Annotated in this window: 14 protein-coding genes, 1 tRNA gene and 1 pseudogene; 10 read left to right on the top strand and 6 right to left on the bottom strand. The window is 36.8% G+C overall.

Going from position 1 to position 20717, the window contains the following annotated elements:
- The first annotated feature begins 101 nt into the window (after positions 1–101).
- The 4 genes from deoC to prfH all read left to right on the top strand — a co-directional run bounded on the left by deoC (position 102) and on the right by prfH (position 3664).
- Entirely contained in the window at positions 102–770 is a 669-nt protein-coding gene (deoC, locus tag ACNART_RS14110) for a deoxyribose-phosphate aldolase (protein ID WP_151434071.1), read from the top strand.
- 55 nt (positions 771–825) lie between these two features.
- Positions 826–1602, top strand: coding sequence for a DeoR family transcriptional regulator (locus ACNART_RS14105; protein WP_196533494.1), 777 nt, complete (start codon positions 826–828; stop codon positions 1600–1602).
- A gap of 314 nt (positions 1603–1916) precedes the next feature.
- Positions 1917–3053, top strand: a complete 1137-nt coding sequence (locus tag ACNART_RS14100) for an RNA ligase RtcB family protein (RefSeq protein ID WP_368927603.1) — start codon at positions 1917–1919, stop codon at positions 3051–3053.
- Entirely contained in the window at positions 3053–3664 is a 612-nt protein-coding gene (gene prfH, locus ACNART_RS14095; RefSeq protein WP_198620192.1) for a peptide chain release factor H, read from the top strand. The genes ACNART_RS14100 and prfH overlap by 1 nt, the downstream gene beginning before the upstream one ends.
- A 221-nt stretch (positions 3665–3885) precedes the next feature.
- Here prfH and ACNART_RS14090 read toward each other — a convergent pair whose 3' ends face one another.
- The 4 genes from ACNART_RS14090 to dpaL form a co-directional block, all read right to left on the bottom strand.
- Positions 3886–5160 carry an MFS transporter gene (locus ACNART_RS14090; protein WP_416303621.1) on the bottom strand — a complete coding sequence of 425 codons (1275 nt, stop codon included), beginning with the start codon at positions 5158–5160 and terminating at the stop codon, positions 3886–3888.
- Positions 5161–5255: 95 nt separating this feature from the next.
- Positions 5256–6842 carry an N-acyl-D-amino-acid deacylase family protein gene (locus ACNART_RS14085; protein WP_198632467.1) on the bottom strand — a complete coding sequence of 529 codons (1587 nt, stop codon included), beginning with the start codon at positions 6840–6842 and terminating at the stop codon, positions 5256–5258.
- Between the two features lie 72 nt (positions 6843–6914).
- The gene (locus ACNART_RS14080) at positions 6915–8099 is read right to left on the bottom strand and encodes a YgeY family selenium metabolism-linked hydrolase (RefSeq protein ID WP_196533497.1); all 1185 of its coding nucleotides are present in this window, start codon (positions 8097–8099) and stop codon (positions 6915–6917) included.
- A gap of 31 nt (positions 8100–8130) precedes the next feature.
- Positions 8131–9348, bottom strand: coding sequence for a diaminopropionate ammonia-lyase (dpaL, locus tag ACNART_RS14075; protein WP_198620193.1), 1218 nt, complete (start codon positions 9346–9348; stop codon positions 8131–8133).
- Positions 9349–9712: 364 nt separating this feature from the next.
- Between dpaL and ACNART_RS14070 the strand changes: the two genes are divergently transcribed.
- From ACNART_RS14070 to ACNART_RS14050, 5 genes are all read left to right on the top strand, one after another.
- Complete coding sequence (locus ACNART_RS14070; RefSeq protein ID WP_368927605.1) at positions 9713–11509, top strand: sigma-54 interaction domain-containing protein; 1797 nt, start codon at positions 9713–9715, stop codon at positions 11507–11509.
- Between the two features lie 647 nt (positions 11510–12156).
- The gene (locus ACNART_RS14065) at positions 12157–12729 is read left to right on the top strand and encodes a fimbrial protein (RefSeq protein ID WP_198620195.1); all 573 of its coding nucleotides are present in this window, start codon (positions 12157–12159) and stop codon (positions 12727–12729) included.
- Positions 12730–12787: 58 nt separating this feature from the next.
- Positions 12788–13468: a molecular chaperone gene (locus tag ACNART_RS14060; protein ID WP_198626342.1), complete on the top strand. Its 681-nt coding sequence runs from the start codon at positions 12788–12790 to the stop codon at positions 13466–13468.
- Between the two features lie 18 nt (positions 13469–13486).
- Entirely contained in the window at positions 13487–16000 is a 2514-nt protein-coding gene (locus tag ACNART_RS14055; RefSeq protein WP_368927607.1) for a fimbria/pilus outer membrane usher protein, read from the top strand.
- Positions 16001–16009: 9 nt separating this feature from the next.
- Positions 16010–17071: a fimbrial protein gene (locus tag ACNART_RS14050; protein WP_198620198.1), complete on the top strand. Its 1062-nt coding sequence runs from the start codon at positions 16010–16012 to the stop codon at positions 17069–17071.
- Between the two features lie 445 nt (positions 17072–17516).
- Here the strand turns inward: ACNART_RS14050 and ACNART_RS14045 are convergent.
- A pseudogene (locus ACNART_RS14045) lies at positions 17517–17761 on the bottom strand (tyrosine-type recombinase/integrase); the annotation flags it as partial.
- Positions 17762–17884: 123 nt separating this feature from the next.
- A tRNA-Leu gene (locus tag ACNART_RS14040) sits at positions 17885–17969 on the bottom strand.
- 1472 nt (positions 17970–19441) lie between these two features.
- Between ACNART_RS14040 and ampH the strand changes: the two genes are divergently transcribed.
- On the top strand, positions 19442–20671 hold the full coding sequence (ampH, locus tag ACNART_RS14035; protein ID WP_198620204.1) for a D-alanyl-D-alanine-carboxypeptidase/endopeptidase AmpH: 1230 nt from the start codon (positions 19442–19444) through the stop codon (positions 20669–20671).
- The last annotated feature ends 46 nt before the right edge of the window (positions 20672–20717 follow it).

Here is a 20717-nt window from a genome sequence, read left to right as displayed (position 1 = left end):
TTTAAATATCATTTGTGATTGTTATCCCGTTAAAACGGCACTAATATGTTGCCAAAATCACATGGGTGATGAATAACAATCTTCTTATTAAGGAATATACTATGCGTCCATTAGCTAATTATATCGATCATACCCTTCTTGCTGCAGATACAACTGAAGCGCAAATCAAAAAATTGTGTGCTGAAGCAGTTGAACACGGTTTCTTCTCTGTTTGTATTAACACTTCTTACATCCCTTTAGCAAGAACTTGCCTTGAAGGAAGTGATGTAAAAGTATGTTGTGTTATCGACTTCCCATTTGGTGCGGGTTTAACAGCAACAAAAGCCTTTGAAGCGGCTGAAGCTATTCGCCAAGGCGCACAAGAAGTCGATATGGTTATCAATATTGGTATGTTAAAAAGCGGCCGTTTAGACTTCGTAAAACAAGATATCGAAGCAGTAAAAGCCGCTTGTGGTAATACAACTCTGAAAGTTATTTTAGAAACTTGCTTATTAACTGACGACGAAGTACGTTTAGTTTGTGAAATGTGTCGTGAGATCCGCGTTGATTTTGTGAAAACATCAACAGGATACAGTACAATGGGCGCAACAGAACATCATGTTGCTTTAATGCGAAAAACAGTGGGTGATGAAGTTGGTGTGAAAGCATCAGGTGGTGTTCGCGATCGCCAAACAGCATTAAACATGATCAAAGCAGGTGCAACACGTATCGGCGCTAGCGCAAGTGTCGCTATCGCAACAGATTCAGATGCACCTGAATCAAACTACTAATTATTTAGCGTATATTTTCTTGGAGTACGCTATTCGATAACACAAGGATCCTTCGGTGATAGAGACCAAACAGCACGAACGTTTGCGCCGCCTCAGTGAATGTATAAAACGCTCAGGTCGCATACATCTTAAAGACGCCGCAAGGATCCTTGAAGTTTCTGAAATGACAATTAGGCGCGACCTTAGTTCTGACGCCGAAAACCCTTTTCCGATGTCATTATTAGGTGGCTACATTGTTGCATTAGCCCAGCCCCATTCAGGGTTAATCTCAACATCCTCTAATATCATTACGCCAGATCAAACTGAAGAACTTCATATTCCTAATCTTGCCGCTGGCATGGTGTCTGACGGCGATGTTCTTTTTTTCGATAACGGGCAGTTTATTCCCACACTGATTGAGCTTATTCCTGATAATCTGCATTTCACGGGGATCTGTTATTCTCATCGAGTATTTTTGGCATTAAGCCAGAAAAAAAATGCCACCGTATTACTCTGCGGAGGTGAATATCGTCCTAAAAGTGACTCTTTCTACAATCCTACCCAACCTTCTTATCTTGATAGCATTAATCCCAAAAAAGCCTTTATTTCAGCCGAAGGTGTTCATCTCGATTTTGGCGTTACCTGTTATAACATCGACGATCTGTACATGAAGAAAAAAGCGATGGATAAATCTATTCGTAAGATCTTACTCACCAAATATCACTATTTTGATGAAACAGCGACAGCCAATATGGGCGATTTAGCTCAGTTTGATGTTGTTATCACAGATAGAAAATTAACGGATGATTACGAAGATTATTGCCGAAAAAGCTCAGTAAAAGTAATTTATTAATTAAAAATAGAGAACTAACTGAAATAGCAAATAAAAGGAAGTTAGCCTTAAATTAAATAAAATCTATTAATTCTTTTTTTAAAAAATAAAGAAAAACCACACCACTTTTTGATTGCCAATGCAAAAAAAAGTGGTTAATATGCCCGCGATTTATTATTTTTCATCCATTTCAATTAACTGCAAGGAGGTATCCCATGACAACTACAAATATGAATACTCTTTGCGGACAATCTCAGAAGTAATCCTTTTTTCCTTCTTTTTGCTGTCCGCCAATCAATTTATTTTTTTATCCTTTACATTATATGGATTGGTATATGGACAAGTGTGTTCATTATTTATCTGATAGCGTTTGTTATATCGCATCGGATAATACTTGGATTGAAAGCAAAGCAATCCAACAATTAGAAACAACCGCTCAACTTCCTGATATGGCTTATGTCGCAGGTATGCCTGATTTACATCCGGGGCGTGGTTATCCCATTGGCGCTGCCTTTTTTTCTGTTAATCGTTTTTACCCTGCTTTGGTCGGAAATGATATTGGCTGTGGCATGACGCTCTTTCAAACGGAATTTAAAAACAGCAAACTCAACTTAGATAAAGCAGAGAAACAGTTGAGTGAAATGAGTGATATCGCACCTTCAGAATGGCTAGAAACGCATCTACCGACTGAAATGCAAAATCATCCTTTTGCTGGCTCTTTAGGCTCTATTGGTGGTGGTAATCACTTTGCTGAATTCCAACAAATTGACCAAGTGATTAATGAAACGCTTTTCGCTGCAAGTGGTATCAATAAAAAACAGTTATTGCTATTAGTTCACAGCGGATCGAGAGGTTTAGGACAATCTATCTTACGTGCTCATACAGAACAGTTTGGTCATAAAGGGCTTGTTGCTAACACCGAAGAGGCAAATGAATATTTGCAAGCCCACAATAATGCACTTGATTACGCAAAGATTAATCGTCGCCTTATTGGTGAAAGAATGATGCGCCAAATTCGCACTCAAGGTGCAGTTATTTCTGATGTAAATCATAACCTTGTAGAGCCTTGTGAATTACATGGTCAACAAGGTTGGTTACATCGTAAAGGTGCAACACCAGCACATCACGATATGGTGGTTATTCCGGGTTCACGCGGTGATTACAGCTATATTGTTAAGCCAATTGTGTCTGAATTAAGCCTTCATTCCTTACCCCATGGTGCAGGTAGAAAATGGATGCGTACAGAGTGCAAAGGCCGATTATCACACCGTTTTACACCACTACAACTTTCACGAACGGCATTAGGTAGCCGTATTATTTGTGCCAATAAACAACTGATTTATGAAGAAGCACCGCAATCTTATAAATCGATTGAAACAGTGATTGAAAGCATGGTGAGTATCGGGCTAATCGAAGTCATCGCACGTTTAAAACCCGTGATCACCTATAAAACAAGTGGGGAGATAGCGTAATGTTATTACAATTCACCTCCGCACAAGGCCCTGAAGAGTGCTGTTTAGCGGTTGAAAAAGCCTTAAATTACTTTTTGAAATCAACCACAAAACAACAAGTGAACGTCACGGTTCTTGAAAAAGAGCCTTCACGTTATGGCTTAAAATCGGCGTTAGTGTCTCTTGAAGGTGCTGATGCACAGGCTATCGCGCAACAGTGGGCAGGCTCTATACAATGGCAATGTGCAAGCACATTACGACCGCGGCATAAACGTAAAAATTGGTTTATTGGTGTTGCTTGTTTTGAACAACCTGATGAAATTAATGACAAAGAAATTGTCTTTGAAACCATGCGTTCAAATGGCCCCGGCGGTCAGCATGTTAATAAAACAGAATCTGCGGTCAGAGCAACACATATTGCCACAGGTATTAGTGTCAAAGTGCAATCAGAACGTAGCCAGCACGCGAATAAAAAGCTCGCTAAACAACTTATTGCATGGCATTTAGAGGCTTATATGATGAAACAGCACGCTTCATTAAATAGTCAACGCCATATTGCCCATCACCGCGTTATTCGTGGCGATGCCACACTCTGTTTTAGTGGCAACGACTTTATACTTATAAGCAAATAATGTTATTGATCTAACAAAAGCAAAGCCACGATTTTTAATCGTGGCTTTTTTAAGACAAAAGTACCCTGCAATAAGATTTTTTAAATTAAAAAATCAATAAAGCGTATAGTGAGTTTTAATAAATAAATCTTACAGTTAATACATTTATTTTATTTAATTAATCTTATTTCTTTTAATAACATCACACTTATTTAGATATAAATATTATTAATACTAATTAATTAAATGGCTGCTGGTGTATTTCGCATTTTAACCGTGAACGTCACAACCGCAGTGGCAACTAATGCAATTATCATAAACATAAATGCGCTGTCGTAACTACCACCACTCGCTTTAATTAAGAAGCCCATAACAGGTGCAGAAACAACACCCGCCATTTGACCACCGAAGTTAACAATCCCTGAAGCACGCCCCATGATTTTATTTGGGATAGTATCCATTAAAATACCCCAGAACATTGCCATGGCGAAGAACATAAATAATGCTGAAATACACTGATATACAACCGCCATATCAGCACTTTCAACAGTATATGTCATATATAAGAAGCCAGCTGCAATCACTGCGGTAACCATATATAACCATTTACGCTGTGATTTACATTTATCAGAAACATAACCACCTAATAATGTACCACCAGCACCAAATAAGAATGGAATAGCCGCCATTACCCCTGTTTTAGCCAAAGAGAATTCACGAACAGTAATTAAATAACTTGGTAACCATGTTGAGAATCCCCAAAAGGTAATATCAAACAGAAACCAAATTGCTGCCATTTGCCACAACACTGGCATCTTTAAAACATCTTTAAAGGGTACAGCTTCAACAGGTTTATCCGTTAATGTGCCATCTGCTGCTAGCTCATCGAGATCTTGCTGGGTAATACTTGGGTGATCTTTTGGATTATCACGAGTGAAAAAATAAATACCAGCTGCAATTAATAGGCCAGGAATACCTAAAACAATAAACACCATATGCCAGCCAAAAGCACCGATAATACTCGCCGCAACAATTACAGCTAATGCTGGCCCCAAGGTATTTACTGTTGATTGAATTGCCGTTGCACGACCACGCTCTTTAGATGGGAAATAAGTTGAGATCATTTTCCAAGAAGCCGATGGAAAACAGCCTTCACCAATACCAAATAAGAATCGCACCGCTAACATTAATGGCAATGTAAACACCATCCCCGTTAAACTGGTGAAAACTGACCACCATGCAATGCCGATTGCCATAATTTTACGTGCGCCAAAGCGGTCAGCTAAGAATCCACCCGGTATTTGGAATGCCGCATAACCGACAAAGAACGCACTGATTATTAAGCCTTGTTGTGTGGTATCAAGATTCAGATCACGTCCAATAAAGGGTAATGAAACACTCATTACCATTCTATCTAAGAACGAAAGTAACCATGCTAACCAAATTAAGGATAAAACGGTGTAACGAGCTTTCCATGTTTTCTTCTGTTGAAGGTTTGGAATAATATTTGAACTCATTTTCCTGTTCCTCAGGTAAGGGGAAACCATCACGGTTGAAGAACAACCGTGATAAACAGAGATAAGGTTTAACGTTTAAGAGCGCTATTGTGCGGTTATGCTCTTAAAACATGGCCACTACAGGCGTAACTTTCGACCCCATTAATTAATGCGATACGACCATTGACCATCACCAAAGCGATCCCTTCTGGGTATTGGTTTGGTTCAACAAACGTGCCTTTATCAATAATGGTTTCAGGGTCGAACATCACAATATCTGCGGCATACCCTTCTTTAATTAAGCCTCTGTCGGTTAATCGAAGGACTTCAGCTGGTTTACCTGTCATTTTGCGGATAGCTTGTTCCCAAGTGAGGCATTTTTCTTCTCTGACGTATTTCCCTAAAACACGAGGGAATGCACCAAATACACGAGGATGAGGCTTACCTGCTCCCATTAACCCATCAGTACAGACGTTTTGTTCAGGACGACATAAGAATTTGATAACGTGTTCTTCTGTACCGTAAAAATCTACCATTCCTACCGCATTTTCTTCTTCATATAGCAGATCGAAGGTTGCGTTATATGGATCTTTACCTCTCAATTTGCCTAGTTCTACAAGGCTAAGTCCAACGGCATCTTGGTTTTTTTCTGTTTTAGAGCTAGTCACATAAATATTTTCTAACCCTGCGAAATCAATAAAGTTATCCCAACCTGGGATGCCTTTTTCGATATCTTCAATCATCTTTTTACGCAGTTCTGGAGAAGCTAAACGTTCTAATAATTTCTCTGTGCCTCCTGCGTGAACCCAAGGTGGTAAAATCACCCCAAGCATGGTACTGCCTGCCACATACGGATATTGGTCAAAAGAGATACGAATACCCTCTTTTTGTGCTTGCTCTAACATGCCAAGCATTTCGTCGATTAATCCCCAGTTTTTCTTACCGCAAACCTTCATATGGGAAATATGCAACCAAACACCCGATGCTTTGGCGATATCAATAAGCTCTTGAGTCGACTGAATAATATCGTCAGCTTCACTACGCTGGTGAACAACAAAAATACCATTATGCTTTGCTGTAACCTTACAAAGTTCGATCATTTCAGCAGTATCACCAAAGGCGCAAGGCATATAAATCAGCCCTGTTGATAAACCAAACGCCCCTGCTTTTAATTCACGCTCTAAGATTTCACACATCTTGGCGACATCTTCACGAGTAGAAGGATTACCTTCTAATCCCATGGCTTCCATTCGAATGTTGCCATGAGGAACAAGGTAAGCAAGATTCGTTGCAGAGCCTCTCGCTTCTAACATACCTAAGTAACCTTCGGTATTTTTAAAATGCCAATCAATGCTGTCAGAATCACCATCTAAACCCGCAATATTCTTGCGCCATGCTGAAATATATTGTTCTGGTAATGGCGCTAACGCGACACCATCTTGCCCTAACAATTCAGTAGTGATCCCTTGGCGGATTTTGGCGGATAAAGCTGGATTAAGCAGAGCAGAAAGATCAGAGTGAGTATGAGTATCAATAAAACCAGGACAGACTATCTTCCCTGTTGCATCAATGATCTGATCATTCGTTTTTGCATCAAACTGACCGATTTTTATTATTTTTCCTTCATTAACCACAACATCAGCTTGAAATGCACTTGCCCCTGTTCCATCAATAACAGTGGCGTTTTTAAATATTGTTTTCATTCTGTTATTTCTCCAAAGAGCATCTAACTGTTTCGCCAGATACTCTTCTAGTAAGGATTTATTTCGTAAGAATTAAAGGTGATAAAGGCTGTTCATAATGCTGTAATAACCGCTCGCAGCACCTTTTAACTGTTCAATTTCAATATATTCATCAATGGTGTGCGCTAAGTTTTCGCGAGATGGGCCAAAACCAATGGTTTTAATACCTGCTTCACCCGCATAATGGCTACCATTAGTACAGAAAGAGTATTGTGTGACGGTAGGTTTAAAGCCGGACTCATGCAGCCCTTTTAAAACGCTTTGTACATAAGGATCGCTCTCTTCTAATACCCAACCAGGGAAGAAACGCTCACCTTCAATTGTGGCGCCGGTATAACATTTTTCCGTACCGTAGGCATAAGAGACTTTAGCTTTAAAATCAGCATCTTGAGAAGCAAGTTCATCAATGGCTTTTTGTAATGGTGCAAGCACTTCTTCTTTAGTTTCACCCACTAATAAACGGCGATCGTAAGTGGCACGACAATATTCAGGTACAACTGAAGCGCCCGGATAAGGTGATGATTTAATATCCGTAAGTTCTAAGATCCCTTTTCCTAATACAGGATGAACGGAAGGCGTTAACGTTCTGATCTTCTCGATCAGTTTTGCCATTTTATAAACAGAGTTGATCCCTGCATCTGGATTGGCGGAGTGAGCAGGTTTGCCAAAGGTTTCAACAACAATTTCAGCACGACCACGTTGCCCAATTTTGAGGTTTAATTCGGAGGCTTCACCAATTACCACATAGTCTGGTTTATAACGTTCAGAAACGAGTCTTGCGGCAACGCCTTCAAAACACTCTTCATGCACAATGCAAGAAACATAAATACGACCAGCAAAATTACGCTGATTATCTTGGCCATAAAAACCTATCGCTGAAATCATCGCAGCGACGGCACCTTTCATATCACTGGTGCCGCGACCATAAATCTTGCCGTCTTTGATTTCTGCACCATAAGGTTTTTCTTTCCAGTCACGCTCACTCACCGGTACAGTATCGATATGACCATCAAAAACAAGGGTTTTCCCTGGGTGTTGACCTATAATTCCGCCAATGATATTGCCGTATTTATCAATATGAATGTCGTCAAAATCATAGTTTTTCATCATCTCTTCTATGACTTTAACAACGTTACCTTCTTCACCTGAATAGCTTTTTTGTTGGATTAATAATTGGCAATTCTTAATAACTTCATCAAATCGGTTTGCTGATAACATACTGTTCACTCCAAAAGACTTATTTGTTTTTTTAAAATTGTTTGAAGCTAGGCAACTCGCCATCCCACACGATATCGCGATAACGCTCAGGATCGGTGTCACCTTCAGTGCTTATCACAAGCACTCTTGCATTTTCATCTAATCCCAGCGCTTCTTTTGCACTCTGATAAACAGGTGATTGCATCAAAATAGAGAGCAAGCCTGTTGTCACGGCACCAGATTCACCAGAAATGATGTGCGGATCACCGGGTAAAGGATTTCCTAAAATCCGCATTCCCCTCGTCGCAACAGCATCAGGGCAAGAGAAAAATGCCGCTGAATAATCGCGTAATAAATTCCAACCAATACTATTCGCTTCACCACAAGCAAGTCCTGCCATAACTGTTTGTAAATCCCCACCAACAGGAATAGCATCCGCTTTCCCTGATACCGCAGATTGATATAAACAGTCGGCAATACGTGCTTCAGCCACAATCACTTTCGGTGCTTGTTTGCCATAAGCAGCTGTTACCATGCCTTGCACCATACCCGCAAAAGAGCCCACACCAGCTTGCACAAAAATATGCGTTGGGGGGACTTCATGTAATTGAGCAAGAGATTCCAGCATTAAAGTGCCATAGCCTTGCATGATCCAAAGTGGGATTTCTTCATAGCCATCCCATGCAGTGTCTTGAACCACTATCCAGCCATATTTTTCAGCCATTTCAGCCGTCATTCTCACTGCATCGTCATAGTTCATATCAACGATTTCAGCGACTGCACCTTCACGCAAAATGGCATCTAAACGTTCTTGTGATGATCCTTTTGGCATATAGACCACCGCTTTTTGCTTTAACTGTCTTGCCATCCAAGCAACACCACGTCCATGATTCCCGTCAGTGGTTGTCGCAAAAGTCACGCCATTTAACTTTTTCCTGATCTCATCACTGATCATTACCTCATAAGGTAATTCACTTATGTCCATTTCAAGGAAATCAGCAATATGGCGTGCCATCGCATAAGCACCACCCAACGCTTTAAATGCTTTTAAACCAAAACGAAAAGACTCATCTTTAAGATATAACTCACCAATCCCTAAGGTTTTGGCTAACTGGGGTAAATGAAATAACGGTGTAGGTGCGTATCCTGGAATAGTTCTATGAAAATCTAACGCTTTGACTAACTCTTCATAACGAAAAGGGGCAAGCTCAGCGGTTGGTTTTCGCGTAAATGAACTTTGGTTAATCAGGTACTGCAATTGCTCCTGCATGGAATTACCTCTTAATCACACTTTAAAATTCGCGATAACCCAATATCGCGATTAATCGGAATACATAGGGTTATCTCCTATATCGCAATATGTATGCCAACTCATTCAAAAAGCATTTAATAAAGACGTAACCATTTGATTTAAAATACATTTATTGTTTTAACAATTAAGAAGTGAAATTAATGATACAGAGAAGCTGTGATCTAGGCGGTTTTATTTAGGTGATAAATTATCAATAATAAGAAACTGTGTGAGCTTTATACAAAAAATACATAACTAACTAATAAATAATAATTAAATTTAATACTCTAAATGCGAAGTGATAATTTATTATCAATATTGATAATTTTAAGGTGAGAATGTGATGCACTCATTACTAAGTACTCTACAAGATGAAATCAGCAAGTACACCGATGCCATTGCAGGTATCACTGGTACCGATGTTGAAATTATTGATAACAACTTGATTCGCATTGCAGGTACAGGGCGTTATCGCTATATGCTCAATCAAGATGTCTCTAGTAATGGGCATATTTATCGCCATGTACTGCAAGTACAAAAAACCATTTTGATTGAAGATCCCAAAGAAAATAGCCTATGCCAACTGTGTCAAAACCGATTAACTTGCACTGAAGAACTTGATCTCAATGCTCCTATTTTCCTGAATAATCAAGTTATTGGCGTAATAGGGATTATTTGTTCTAATCGAGAACAAAAAATGTTTTTGATGAAACAAAAACAAGCCTTTATCACCTTTATCGAACAGTTTTCGGCGATGATTTCAAGTCGTATTTTTGAATGTCTTGAAAGGCTTAGAGAGCAAGAGCGATTTGGGACTTTTAGAAACTTGATTGATGTGATGGATAGAGGTGTGATTGCAATCGATAGCCAAAATAAAATTTGGCATGCCAATCTTTCTGCTCTACGTTTTTTTGATTGTGAATTAATTGGGCAATCTCTTGATATCGATATGACTGGCGATATTCTTTATGGTGATGAAGAAGCATGGCTAATATTAAATCAACAACGCTATCATGTTCTGTGTAAAAAAATCACCTTTTCATCTGTTGATAATGACCAACTCACAATGGTTATCTTCCATGATGCCCGCGATTATATGACACAGGTGAATACCTTATCGGTTGATGAAAATCCTCACTCCCCTTTAATTGGCAACTCACAAAATATGCTTCAATTAAAAAGCATGTTAAGTAAAGTTGCTATTAGCCACGCCAGTGTACTTATCACCGGAGAAAGCGGTTCAGGTAAAGAAGTGGTTGCTTACACTATTCACCAACAAAGCCTACGCACGAAGCAACCTTTTATTACTATTAACTGTGCAGCAATCCCAGAACAACTACTAGAAAGTGAGCTTTTTGGTTATGTACGCGGTGCATTTAGTGGTGCTGATCCTAAAGGACGTATTGGTAAATTTGAATTGGCACATGGTGGAAGCCTCTTCCTAGATGAAATTGGAGATATGCCTTTACATCTACAAGCCAAGCTTTTACGTGTTCTTCAAGAAAAAAGCATCACTCGTGTTGGCTCTAATAATATGATCAATATTGATGTAAGGATCATTGCTGCCACCAACAAAGATCTACGTGAAATGGTAAATAAAGGACAATTTCGTGAAGATCTATTTTATCGCCTCAATGTTGTTCCGATCCATACACCTGCATTACGTGATCACCGAGAAGATATTGCAGAACTTGCACAATTCTTTGCTGATGATCTGGCTTCAACCTATCAACGGCCTGCTGCAAAGATCCCCAACGTTGTTATTAACTACTTATATTCCTATGATTGGCCGGGCAATATCAGAGAGCTACGTAATGTGATTGAATATATGTATGTTATGCAAGGAGATACAGTGGATTTAAACCTCAGCCACCTTCCACCTTATTTGTTAGAAACACCTCATTCTGATCCTTTAGAAAAAGAAAAAACCAGTGGCATCTATACAGCAGCTAAAACAGATAATAAAAATCAACCGTTAAACGCACAAGAATTTCTCAAAACTCAAAACCAGACATCAGAGTATCAAACCATTATGAACATATTAGAAAAAACAGGGACAACATTAGAAGGAAAGAAGAAAGCGGCAGAAATTTTAGGGATAAGCATTGCTACTCTATATAGGAAAATAAAAATACGATAAAAGGTATTTAAGATGATTTTTTGAATATTAATAATTTAATCAATAGATTTAATTTAATATAAGGTACTTAATAAGAATTATTTTCATTAATTACTCTATATATATTATTAGAAACCATTCTTTTAATGACTAGCTTTTATAAAGTATTGTCATCATAATATTTTAAACTTAATAGAATTTGTAACTAAATATATTTTCCATAAAGTAAATTTAAACTATCACGTTTTATCCATAACTCCCCACAAAAGCATAACCAATTGAAAATAAATAATAAAAAAAATTAAATCTATTATCTTATTAATGATTTTTTCATATTACATAAGCAAATTTTGTAACACTGTGCATGAGACACCAAAAAATAAACTACATATAATCCGTTTACACAAAAACTGAAGTGAATTTTCATATTAAATTTTAATATTAATGATAAAAAGCAAAATAATGAAAATGCTTTGCAAATTTTATGATTAATACTAAAAACCTATTTTATTAAGATTATATTTACTATTAAGTTAATCTGTTCAACGTGCTTATATTGCAGTATACCTTTAATTGATTAAGAAATAGTAATAACAGACTAATTGTAAAAAAATAGCGATTAATATGATTTATTAAATACTTTTTATATCAATCACTAGGGGTTAAAAATGCCTATTTTAACAAAAAAACTGCTTCCAATGGCTTTTCTTATTTCAGCAATAACGGCAAGTGCAACAGTTTTCGCTGATGAGCAAACAGGACAAATTTCTTTTTCAGGTTTAATTTATTCATCTACTTGCACCATTGATATTAATGGCTCTGGTTCTGACGGTAACGTTAATATGGGACGTTATGCAACAAGTGAATTTGATCGTACCGGTAGTGAAGTTGGCGGAGCTAATGGTAATGGTAAATTAGATATCTCTTTAATTAATTGCCCACCACAAGGTACTGTAAAATTAAAGCTAGAAGGTAAAACAGATAGTAGCTCAGATCAAATCTTAGCCTTAGATGATCCTAATGGTTCGAATACAGCAAAAAATGTTGGTATCCATATTTATGATAGAGATGATTTGAGCACACCTTTCGATCTCAATATAACGAGAGAATATAAAATTAAAGATACGGGTGATCTTAAATCTAAAACACTTTATTTTGTTGCTAAATACGTTAGTACAAGCAATAACGTAGAAGCTGGCCGTGCTGATGCAACATTGAATTATACATTGACTTATCAATAATAAAAAATCGCAGGTTAATAATCCTGTTAACCTGCTTTTATTAAAAAGGTATTTACCGATGAAATTTAAAAAAACACTTTTAGGACTGGGGTTAATATTCAGCTCAATAACATCAAGCTTTGCTGGATTTGGTTTAGAAACAACTCGCGTTGTTTATAATGAAACAAATAAAAATGAAGGTTTCGTTGCATTTAACAGTGATAAAAATACTAATTATTTATTACAATCCTGGGTTGAAGATCTTAATGGCAAACTCACTCAAGATTTTGTGATCACTCCACCATTAATTAAATTAATGTCGCAACAAAAAAATACACTACAAGTCACTAAAAATACAACACTGCCTAATGATATTGAATCCATGTATTGGATCAATGTTAAGTTTGTCGCACCAAGCAATGAAAATTTAGAAAATGTTCTGCGTTATTCAATGACAAATAGAATTAAGTTAATTTACAGACCACAATCTCTAAAAAATGACAATATTGAAAAAGAAATCAAAGAGTTAAAATGGTCACCAAAGAATAACGATCTTGTAGTATCAAATAGCTCACCTTATTTTATTAATATTAGCAAACTCTTTATTGATGGAAGAGAGATTGAACAATTACCCAGTTTTCTTTCGCCAAAATCAGAAACCACTATTAGCGTTAACAAAACATTATCGGGTAAAGAAAAAATAAAATTATTTTATATCGACGATTTTGGAAAAAGCCTTCCAATGGAATTCGCATTATAATAAGAGATATTATTCAATATGAAAAAGATAAAGGATAATTATTTTAATAAATCGCCATTCTATTTATTTATTGCTGGCGCTTTATTCACTTCTTTTAATACATCAGCAAATGACTATTATCCTGCTAATCTATTAAATATTGAAGGAAGCGCTCAACAAGTGACAAATGAAGATCTAAATGTCTTTAGAGAGAATAATATCGCCCCAGGTCACTATAAAGTTACTCTTTTTATCAATGATAATCGCGTATTAACACGCGACTTTGATTTTATTTTGATGGAAGATAAAGAGGGTAACCCAATATTAGCGCCACGTCTTTCAGCAGAAGAGTGGTATAAAGCTGGTGTTGATCTTCCTTATGATGTGATTAATAAAAACAAAAATAATGATTTTATTAATCTCAACGAGATCAATAATGCGAACGGCTATTTAGATTTAAATAAAAAACAATATATTCTAACATTACCACAATTATATGTTAATGAAGATAGATTAAAAGAAAATGAAATAAAAAACTGGGATTCAGGTATTCCTGCATTATTAGTTAATTACGCATTATCTTCATTTAATAGTCGTAGTCAGGGTAATACGACGGATAGCTATTATGGCAACATTCAAACCCAAGTTAATTTAGGTCCTTGGCGTTTTAATAACTATTCAACCTGGACAAAGAATGAAAATGGCGAGAAAAAATGGAATACATTGAGTAATGTTCTTTCCAGAGCGATCACCAGTATTAATAGTGAATTAATGATGGGTGATCTCTATACCTCTTCACAACTCTTTGATTCAGTAAAATTTAGAGGAATTAAATTAGTCACCGATAGACTAATGACACCGACACAAAATAGAACCTATGCACCTAGCGTTTCGGGTATTGCTAATACAGAATCTATCGTCACTATCACCCAAAATGGCCAAGTTATTTATAAACGCAGTGTACCCGCTGGGCCTTTTAATATTACTGATTATTATCCGATGAACAGCGGCGGAGATTTACATGTCAGCGTTACTGAAGCGGATGGCTCTGAAAAGAATTTTATTGTGCCTTTCTCCTCTATTGCCAATCTAGAAAGAAAAGGTGAATTAAAATATAGCTTCTCAACGGGTAAATACGACGGTAATAATAGCGGGGATGGCGCTTATGTTGTTCAGACCGAAGCTTTCTATGGTTTAACTGACTATGTCACCCTTTATGGCGGCGTACTTATTGGTGAAAAATATCAATCTGTTGGTGTGGGTACTGGGGTAAATTTAGGTAGCTACGGCGCGATCACCACTGATTTATTGTATGCGAAATCTTCCACTAACAATGGCAATGATTCATTACATGGCAATGCTTTTAGAGTTAATTATTCTAAAAATATATCAGTCACAGATACGACTCTTTCGTTAGTCGGTTATCGTCACTTCGATGCCAATTTTCTCAATTTTACTCAAGCGATGGAATACAAAGACAGCAAATACCATTCAAGCAATGGGTTAAAAAATGAATATACGCTCTCGATTAATCAACCTTTATTTTCTAATAACGCTTCGATTAATTTAAATTCAGTTATTTATAAGTACGTTAGTGGTAAAACCGTTCATTCTTATAATATGGGTTTTAATAGCGCTATTAATAAAGTTAACTATAGCGTTTATTACACTTATTACGATGGTAGTCGTTATAACGAGAGTAATAAAAAAAATAGCCATGATTTGAGTATGAATGTCAGTATTCCTTTTTCATGGAATGAAAACTACATTTGGGCTAATTACGGTATATCAACGAACAATGATAACCAAGTATTACAGACCGCACGTTTAAGTGGAACCTATGGTGATAAAAACCAAGCAAACTGGGATGTTTATCAAGGCTATGGTAATAAAGGTGTTAATTATAGCGGTGGTTTAAATGGCTCTTACAAAACACAAAGCGCTGTTTTTAATGCGGGTTATTCGTATACTCAAGATAAGCAAAATATTAACTACGGTATTAGTGGTGCATTAGTTGCAACACAATATGGCGCAGTATTTGCCCCTTCATTGCAACAGACGAATGCATTAATACTGACTAAAAATACCTCTGGTGTAGAAGTCATTAATGGTCAGTCTATTAAAACGAATAATAGTGGATTAGCAGTTGTTTCTGGAATGTCACCTTACCAAAAAAATAGCATTAGTGTTAATACCAATTCTATTCCGAGTGATACTGAAATTTCGAATAATATTATTAGTAATATTGTTCCAACAAAAGGTGCTTTAGTACTGGCTGATTTCGATGCTAAAAAAGGCTTTAAATTCCTACTGACATTACAAACACCAGATAAAAGTACCATCCCTATGGGTGCTAAAGCTGAAATTGATAACGATGATACGCAATTAGTCGCAAGCTTCCATCAACTCTATTTTGTTGCCAATAAACCACAAGGCAATATTCAAGTTTCGTGGACAATTAATGGTGAGCAAAAAACCTGCCATGCAATTTATGACATTAATAATAAAGCGCCAGTTAATGGTTTATATATTTTAGATACTGAGTGTAAATAAGGAAATAAAATGACTAACTTAAAAAATAAAATGAATAAATTATTATTTCTAATTTTTATTCTTAGTTTATCTACCCTCTCTTTTTACAGTCATGCCGCACCTGATTGTGTCAATAATGGCGGTATTAAACATGGCACGATGGATGCGAGAGGTGGCACCATTGAACTAAAAGGAATGATTAAAAAGAATCAAGAGATCGCACGTTTTACATTTAAGCGTGATGGCTCTGATGTCGCCGTTGCTGATTGCCCAGATGGCGCTGAGTTCTATGCTTATGCAACATATAGCGAAGCCAGTGGCGTAATGCCAACCTATTATATGGATATCGATGGCAGACCTGCTTATTATGTTGTACGTAACGGTCATATTACAGGCTTAGATGATTATGCTTATGTTTTAATTGAAAATGAGTCAGGTTTGTCATTTAGAAGTCAGCCAGGACAAGAAGTTCCTGTTAACAGCCCTAAACTTAATACAAGGGATGCTACCGTTATTGTTTACTCCACCAAAGATAACCCTAAATCTCAGCGTTTTACGACTCAATATATTGGCTCTATATTAATTAATCGCTTTAATTCAGGTGGCGGTACAACGGCTGTTGGTTTTAGTTATCGCCTATCCGTGAATATTATTAGCGCGCCAACATCTTGTAGTGCAGAAAATACGAACCTTGAAATGAATTTGCCTAAAATGCCTATTACTGCATTTTCTAGCATTGGGTTTCCTCGTGATAATCAATATGCTGAAGATAATCTGAGAATAAATTGCACAGGTAATGCTTCCGCTAAAATTAAACTAATGGCGCATAACACCACAAGTTACGACGGGCAAAAAACCATTATCAAACCTGATAATGAAGGCGACAGTAATAATGCCAAAGGTGTAGGGTTTGTTGTTTCATCCCCTTCAAGTGGTGATACTGTGTTAATTAATAACCAGTTTGTTCCACTGGCTGATTTAACCAGTGGCAGCAATAGCGTATCACTAAAAGCAGAATATTATCGTTATGGTGATGATATTAAACCCGGCAAACTTAATGCCACTGCAAATTTTGTATTGGAGTTTAATTAGTTATTACTGCGCATTGTATGCTATTAATCGAAAAAGGGAATTTTCCTGTTATTTCGAATCAAGTGGACAAACAAAACCAGTTAATGAAGATAATAACACCATAAAATTACAATTCACTGTACCTGAGAGACAATTTATTGCAAAAGAGTATCTAGTGGGAAGCATTAAAGTTCCCTTTTAAAAAAGCCTATTTTAGATGGAATTAAAAATGCGTTTAGACCATTTCGATTATCCCAATCAAGGTGGAACGAGTTTATGTGGCTCTGCTGTATTTTTTTATTATCTACTCAGAAATAGACCTTATGTATATGAATAAACAGCAAAAGTACTGTGGCAATATGGAAAAAAATTGGCGAGCTAGAAATAGCACTTAACAAAGGCTGTCGTAATCCTAATGGCTATTTCTATAATACTTTTGACTCAGTTATTTCAGGACTTGATTGGGTAATCCAGACTCAATCAACGAGCTACACGCCATTGTTCTAAATCCATGTCCGCAAACTTCGTTTTAGTTTCATAGCCCATCACACGTAACGCATTGTTTACCGTGTTTTCACTCATAGGCTTTCTAGGATTATGGTCACCGATAAAGATCAATTTATGATTACCACTGAATTGATAGATCTGTTTTAAGATCTCAATGGCTTGTCTGCTTAAAGGCACTCAGTGAGGAGTATGCATTTTTGAATCGTGATGTAAGTATTTATCTCCTCACATTCAGCAGAAGGATGCTTTGAAAAACCAAAAGGTAGGTAACGCCCTATAAATCATAAACTTTAGGCATAAAAAAAGACGCTTTTAGCGTCTGATTTTTGGTGCCGAAGGCCGGACTCGAACCGGCACACCCGAAGGCGGTTGATTTTGAATCAACTGCGTCTACCAATTTCGCCACTCCGGCACTGAAGTGTGTCTGGAAAACCTGCCCATTATACTTGCGTGAAGAACCCTCGCAACAATTATTGTTAGTTTTCAGTTTGATTGGCGAAAAAAAGTGCATTTGGGGTTTGTTGCTATCATAAAACGCGACTTATAAGTTGCATCTAGGTATCTATCGTTAATGATTTAATCATGTTGTATCGATAAATCAATTATCTTGTTATTCTTGTATCTAAGTTTATTCGTCATCTTATTTCTACTTTTTTCTTATCTTATCTTTTTCTCTTTTAAAGATTATATCGTCATTATATAAATTCATTAAAACTAACTTATTTAAACGATATATTTTAATTTATATACCGATAAATAAAAAAAGGATCAAAACTTGGGTTAGTGTTTTGATCCGACAGTACTGCTAAACGAGGGCTTAATTTTATTTTAATGACTATAAATTATTTTTGTAGCGTCACTGCCCTTTTCTTCCCTGGTGTGAGGAAGAAGGTAGTTATGTTTTATTAATATAATGTACTTCTTTATCTATACTGCATATTATTGATATAAAGGATTTACTACTTTAATAAGATACTTCTTACTACTACATAGGAAATTACTATTTAACACAAAGGTACTTATTTACTACTATAACAAAGGTACTACTATCTAATATAAAGGCATTTATTACATCTAAAACGAATGTACTACTATTTAATATAATGGTGTTGAAATATTACGACTAATATATAACTTATTTATTATTGAAGAGGCTATTTTATAATATGCCTTCTTATTACTTCACTCTATTATTGCTGTGTTATCTTTGCTCTATAACTCTTATATTCTCAGTCTCTCGACTTGATGAAGCTATAATAAGTTTAATTTCACAATCTCACAATCAATAAATTATTACAAAATATGTCACACTCTTATATTATCTTTACATAATACCGTAATTTCATCAAAATAAGATAAATTAAAGATGAATACGTTATCTAAAAGCGATTTATTGAATAAAAAAACCATTCATTAACATTTTCTTGATATACATATCCTAACTTAATAATAAAGAAAATCTAATAATAGGGTTAAAAACTAGGGTAACTGAGGAAGATTGTAACTTAACGGTAATACTTACCTCACTTTTAGAGGAGAAACATGAGAAAAATGTCTTTTTATGATGCAGTTTTTCTCCACTATCCTTTTCTTAGAGACAATTTGACACATTTAATGCCAACTTTTTGATAACTGACTCTTGCACTGATAGACATTCTTATTTCTGATAATATAATCAAAATTTGGTTTAAATCTGATTAGAAGGCGGTGTTATGGGCATTGTTGGCTGGATTATAACGGGCATATTTGTTGGTATTATCTTAGGTGCCGTATTAAAAATGATAAAGAAAAAATAACGCGATAAGAAAGGCACCAAATTAAAACATAAACCATTTTATGTTGATCGCATTCCTTTCACCTCACTGACTTCTGTTGAAAGTAAAAATGAAAAAACATTTTCTAAAATATCTTATGATCCCAATCGCTTTACTGACATTGAATGCGTGTAGCCAACGTTCGTCATTACCACCAGCGACACAGCCTTCTATGTTAAATCAACAGAACAGTGTGCCTGAGTTAACGCAATGGCCTACGGCATTAAGCCCTAATGTAAGCAATGCAAGCGCGCTGTTTGATAAATATGCCTCACAGATTTATCAAAAGAGTAATCCTCAAGGCATGGTTATTGTCATGATCAATAACTCTCAAACCTTGAATCGTTCTTTTGGGACGACAACACCTGAAAGCCGCAATGCACCATCAATGAACTCGCTTATTCGTATCGCTTCAATTACTAAGTTGATGACAAGTGAAGTGCTATTAAAGTTACAAGATGATGGAAAATTATTAGTCACCGATCCACTACAAAAATACAGTTACTATGGTGTAGACATTCCATTAGTCAGCGCTCAATCCCCTATCCGTCTTTATCATTTAGCGAGTCACACCAGTGGTTTTCCACGAGAACAACCCGGTGGAAAATGGGGAAGACCTGTTTTTATATGGCCAACGCATGGCGACCGCTGGAACTGGTTGAAAAAGGCGACATTGACATCTACCGCTGGGGAACAAGCAGCTTATTCAAACCTCGCTTACGATCTATTAGCGGATGCCTTGGTGAAAGCATCAGGTAAAAGTTATCCTCAACTTTTACAACAATATGTCACTCAGCCCGCAGGCATGACGAATACCACATTGACGCCGACTCCAGCACAATGCCAACGACTATTAGTAGGATATAAACCAAGCCCATGCTCTGACACCATTGCAGCAGCTGGAAGTGGTGGTGTGTACTCTACGCCTGCCGATATGCAACGTTGGATGCAAGGCTTTTTGACTTCTCATAATGCCATGCGAAAGGCAACAGCAAGTAAAGAGCAGTCTGTTTACTTTCCTCGTAATCGACTCTCTTCAATAGAAGGGATGGATGTAGCGGGTCGTGCTGATGGCGTGGGTTTAGGCTGGGTTTATATGGCTCCCGCCAATGGTGTTCCGGCCATTTACCAAAAAACAGGTGGCGGCGGTGGGTTTAATACTTATATGGCAACCATCCCTGAATTAAATATCGGTGTATTTGTGGTGATCACCCGTAAACCTAACGGCACTAAATTTAGTGAAGTAACTCAGGGTACTAATGCTCTTGTTCGTGCGCTAGCAAAAGATTTTTATCAGTGATCGCATACTCAATAGCAATAAAAAAGCGCCTAATAAGGCGCTTTTT

This window comes from Proteus sp. LHD240705, from assembly GCF_047921555.1.
In the GTDB taxonomy this organism is placed as follows: Bacteria; Pseudomonadota; Gammaproteobacteria; order Enterobacterales; family Enterobacteriaceae; genus Proteus.
Note: the sequence above shows the minus strand (reverse complement) of the source record. Positions and strands in the feature narration are given on the sequence as shown.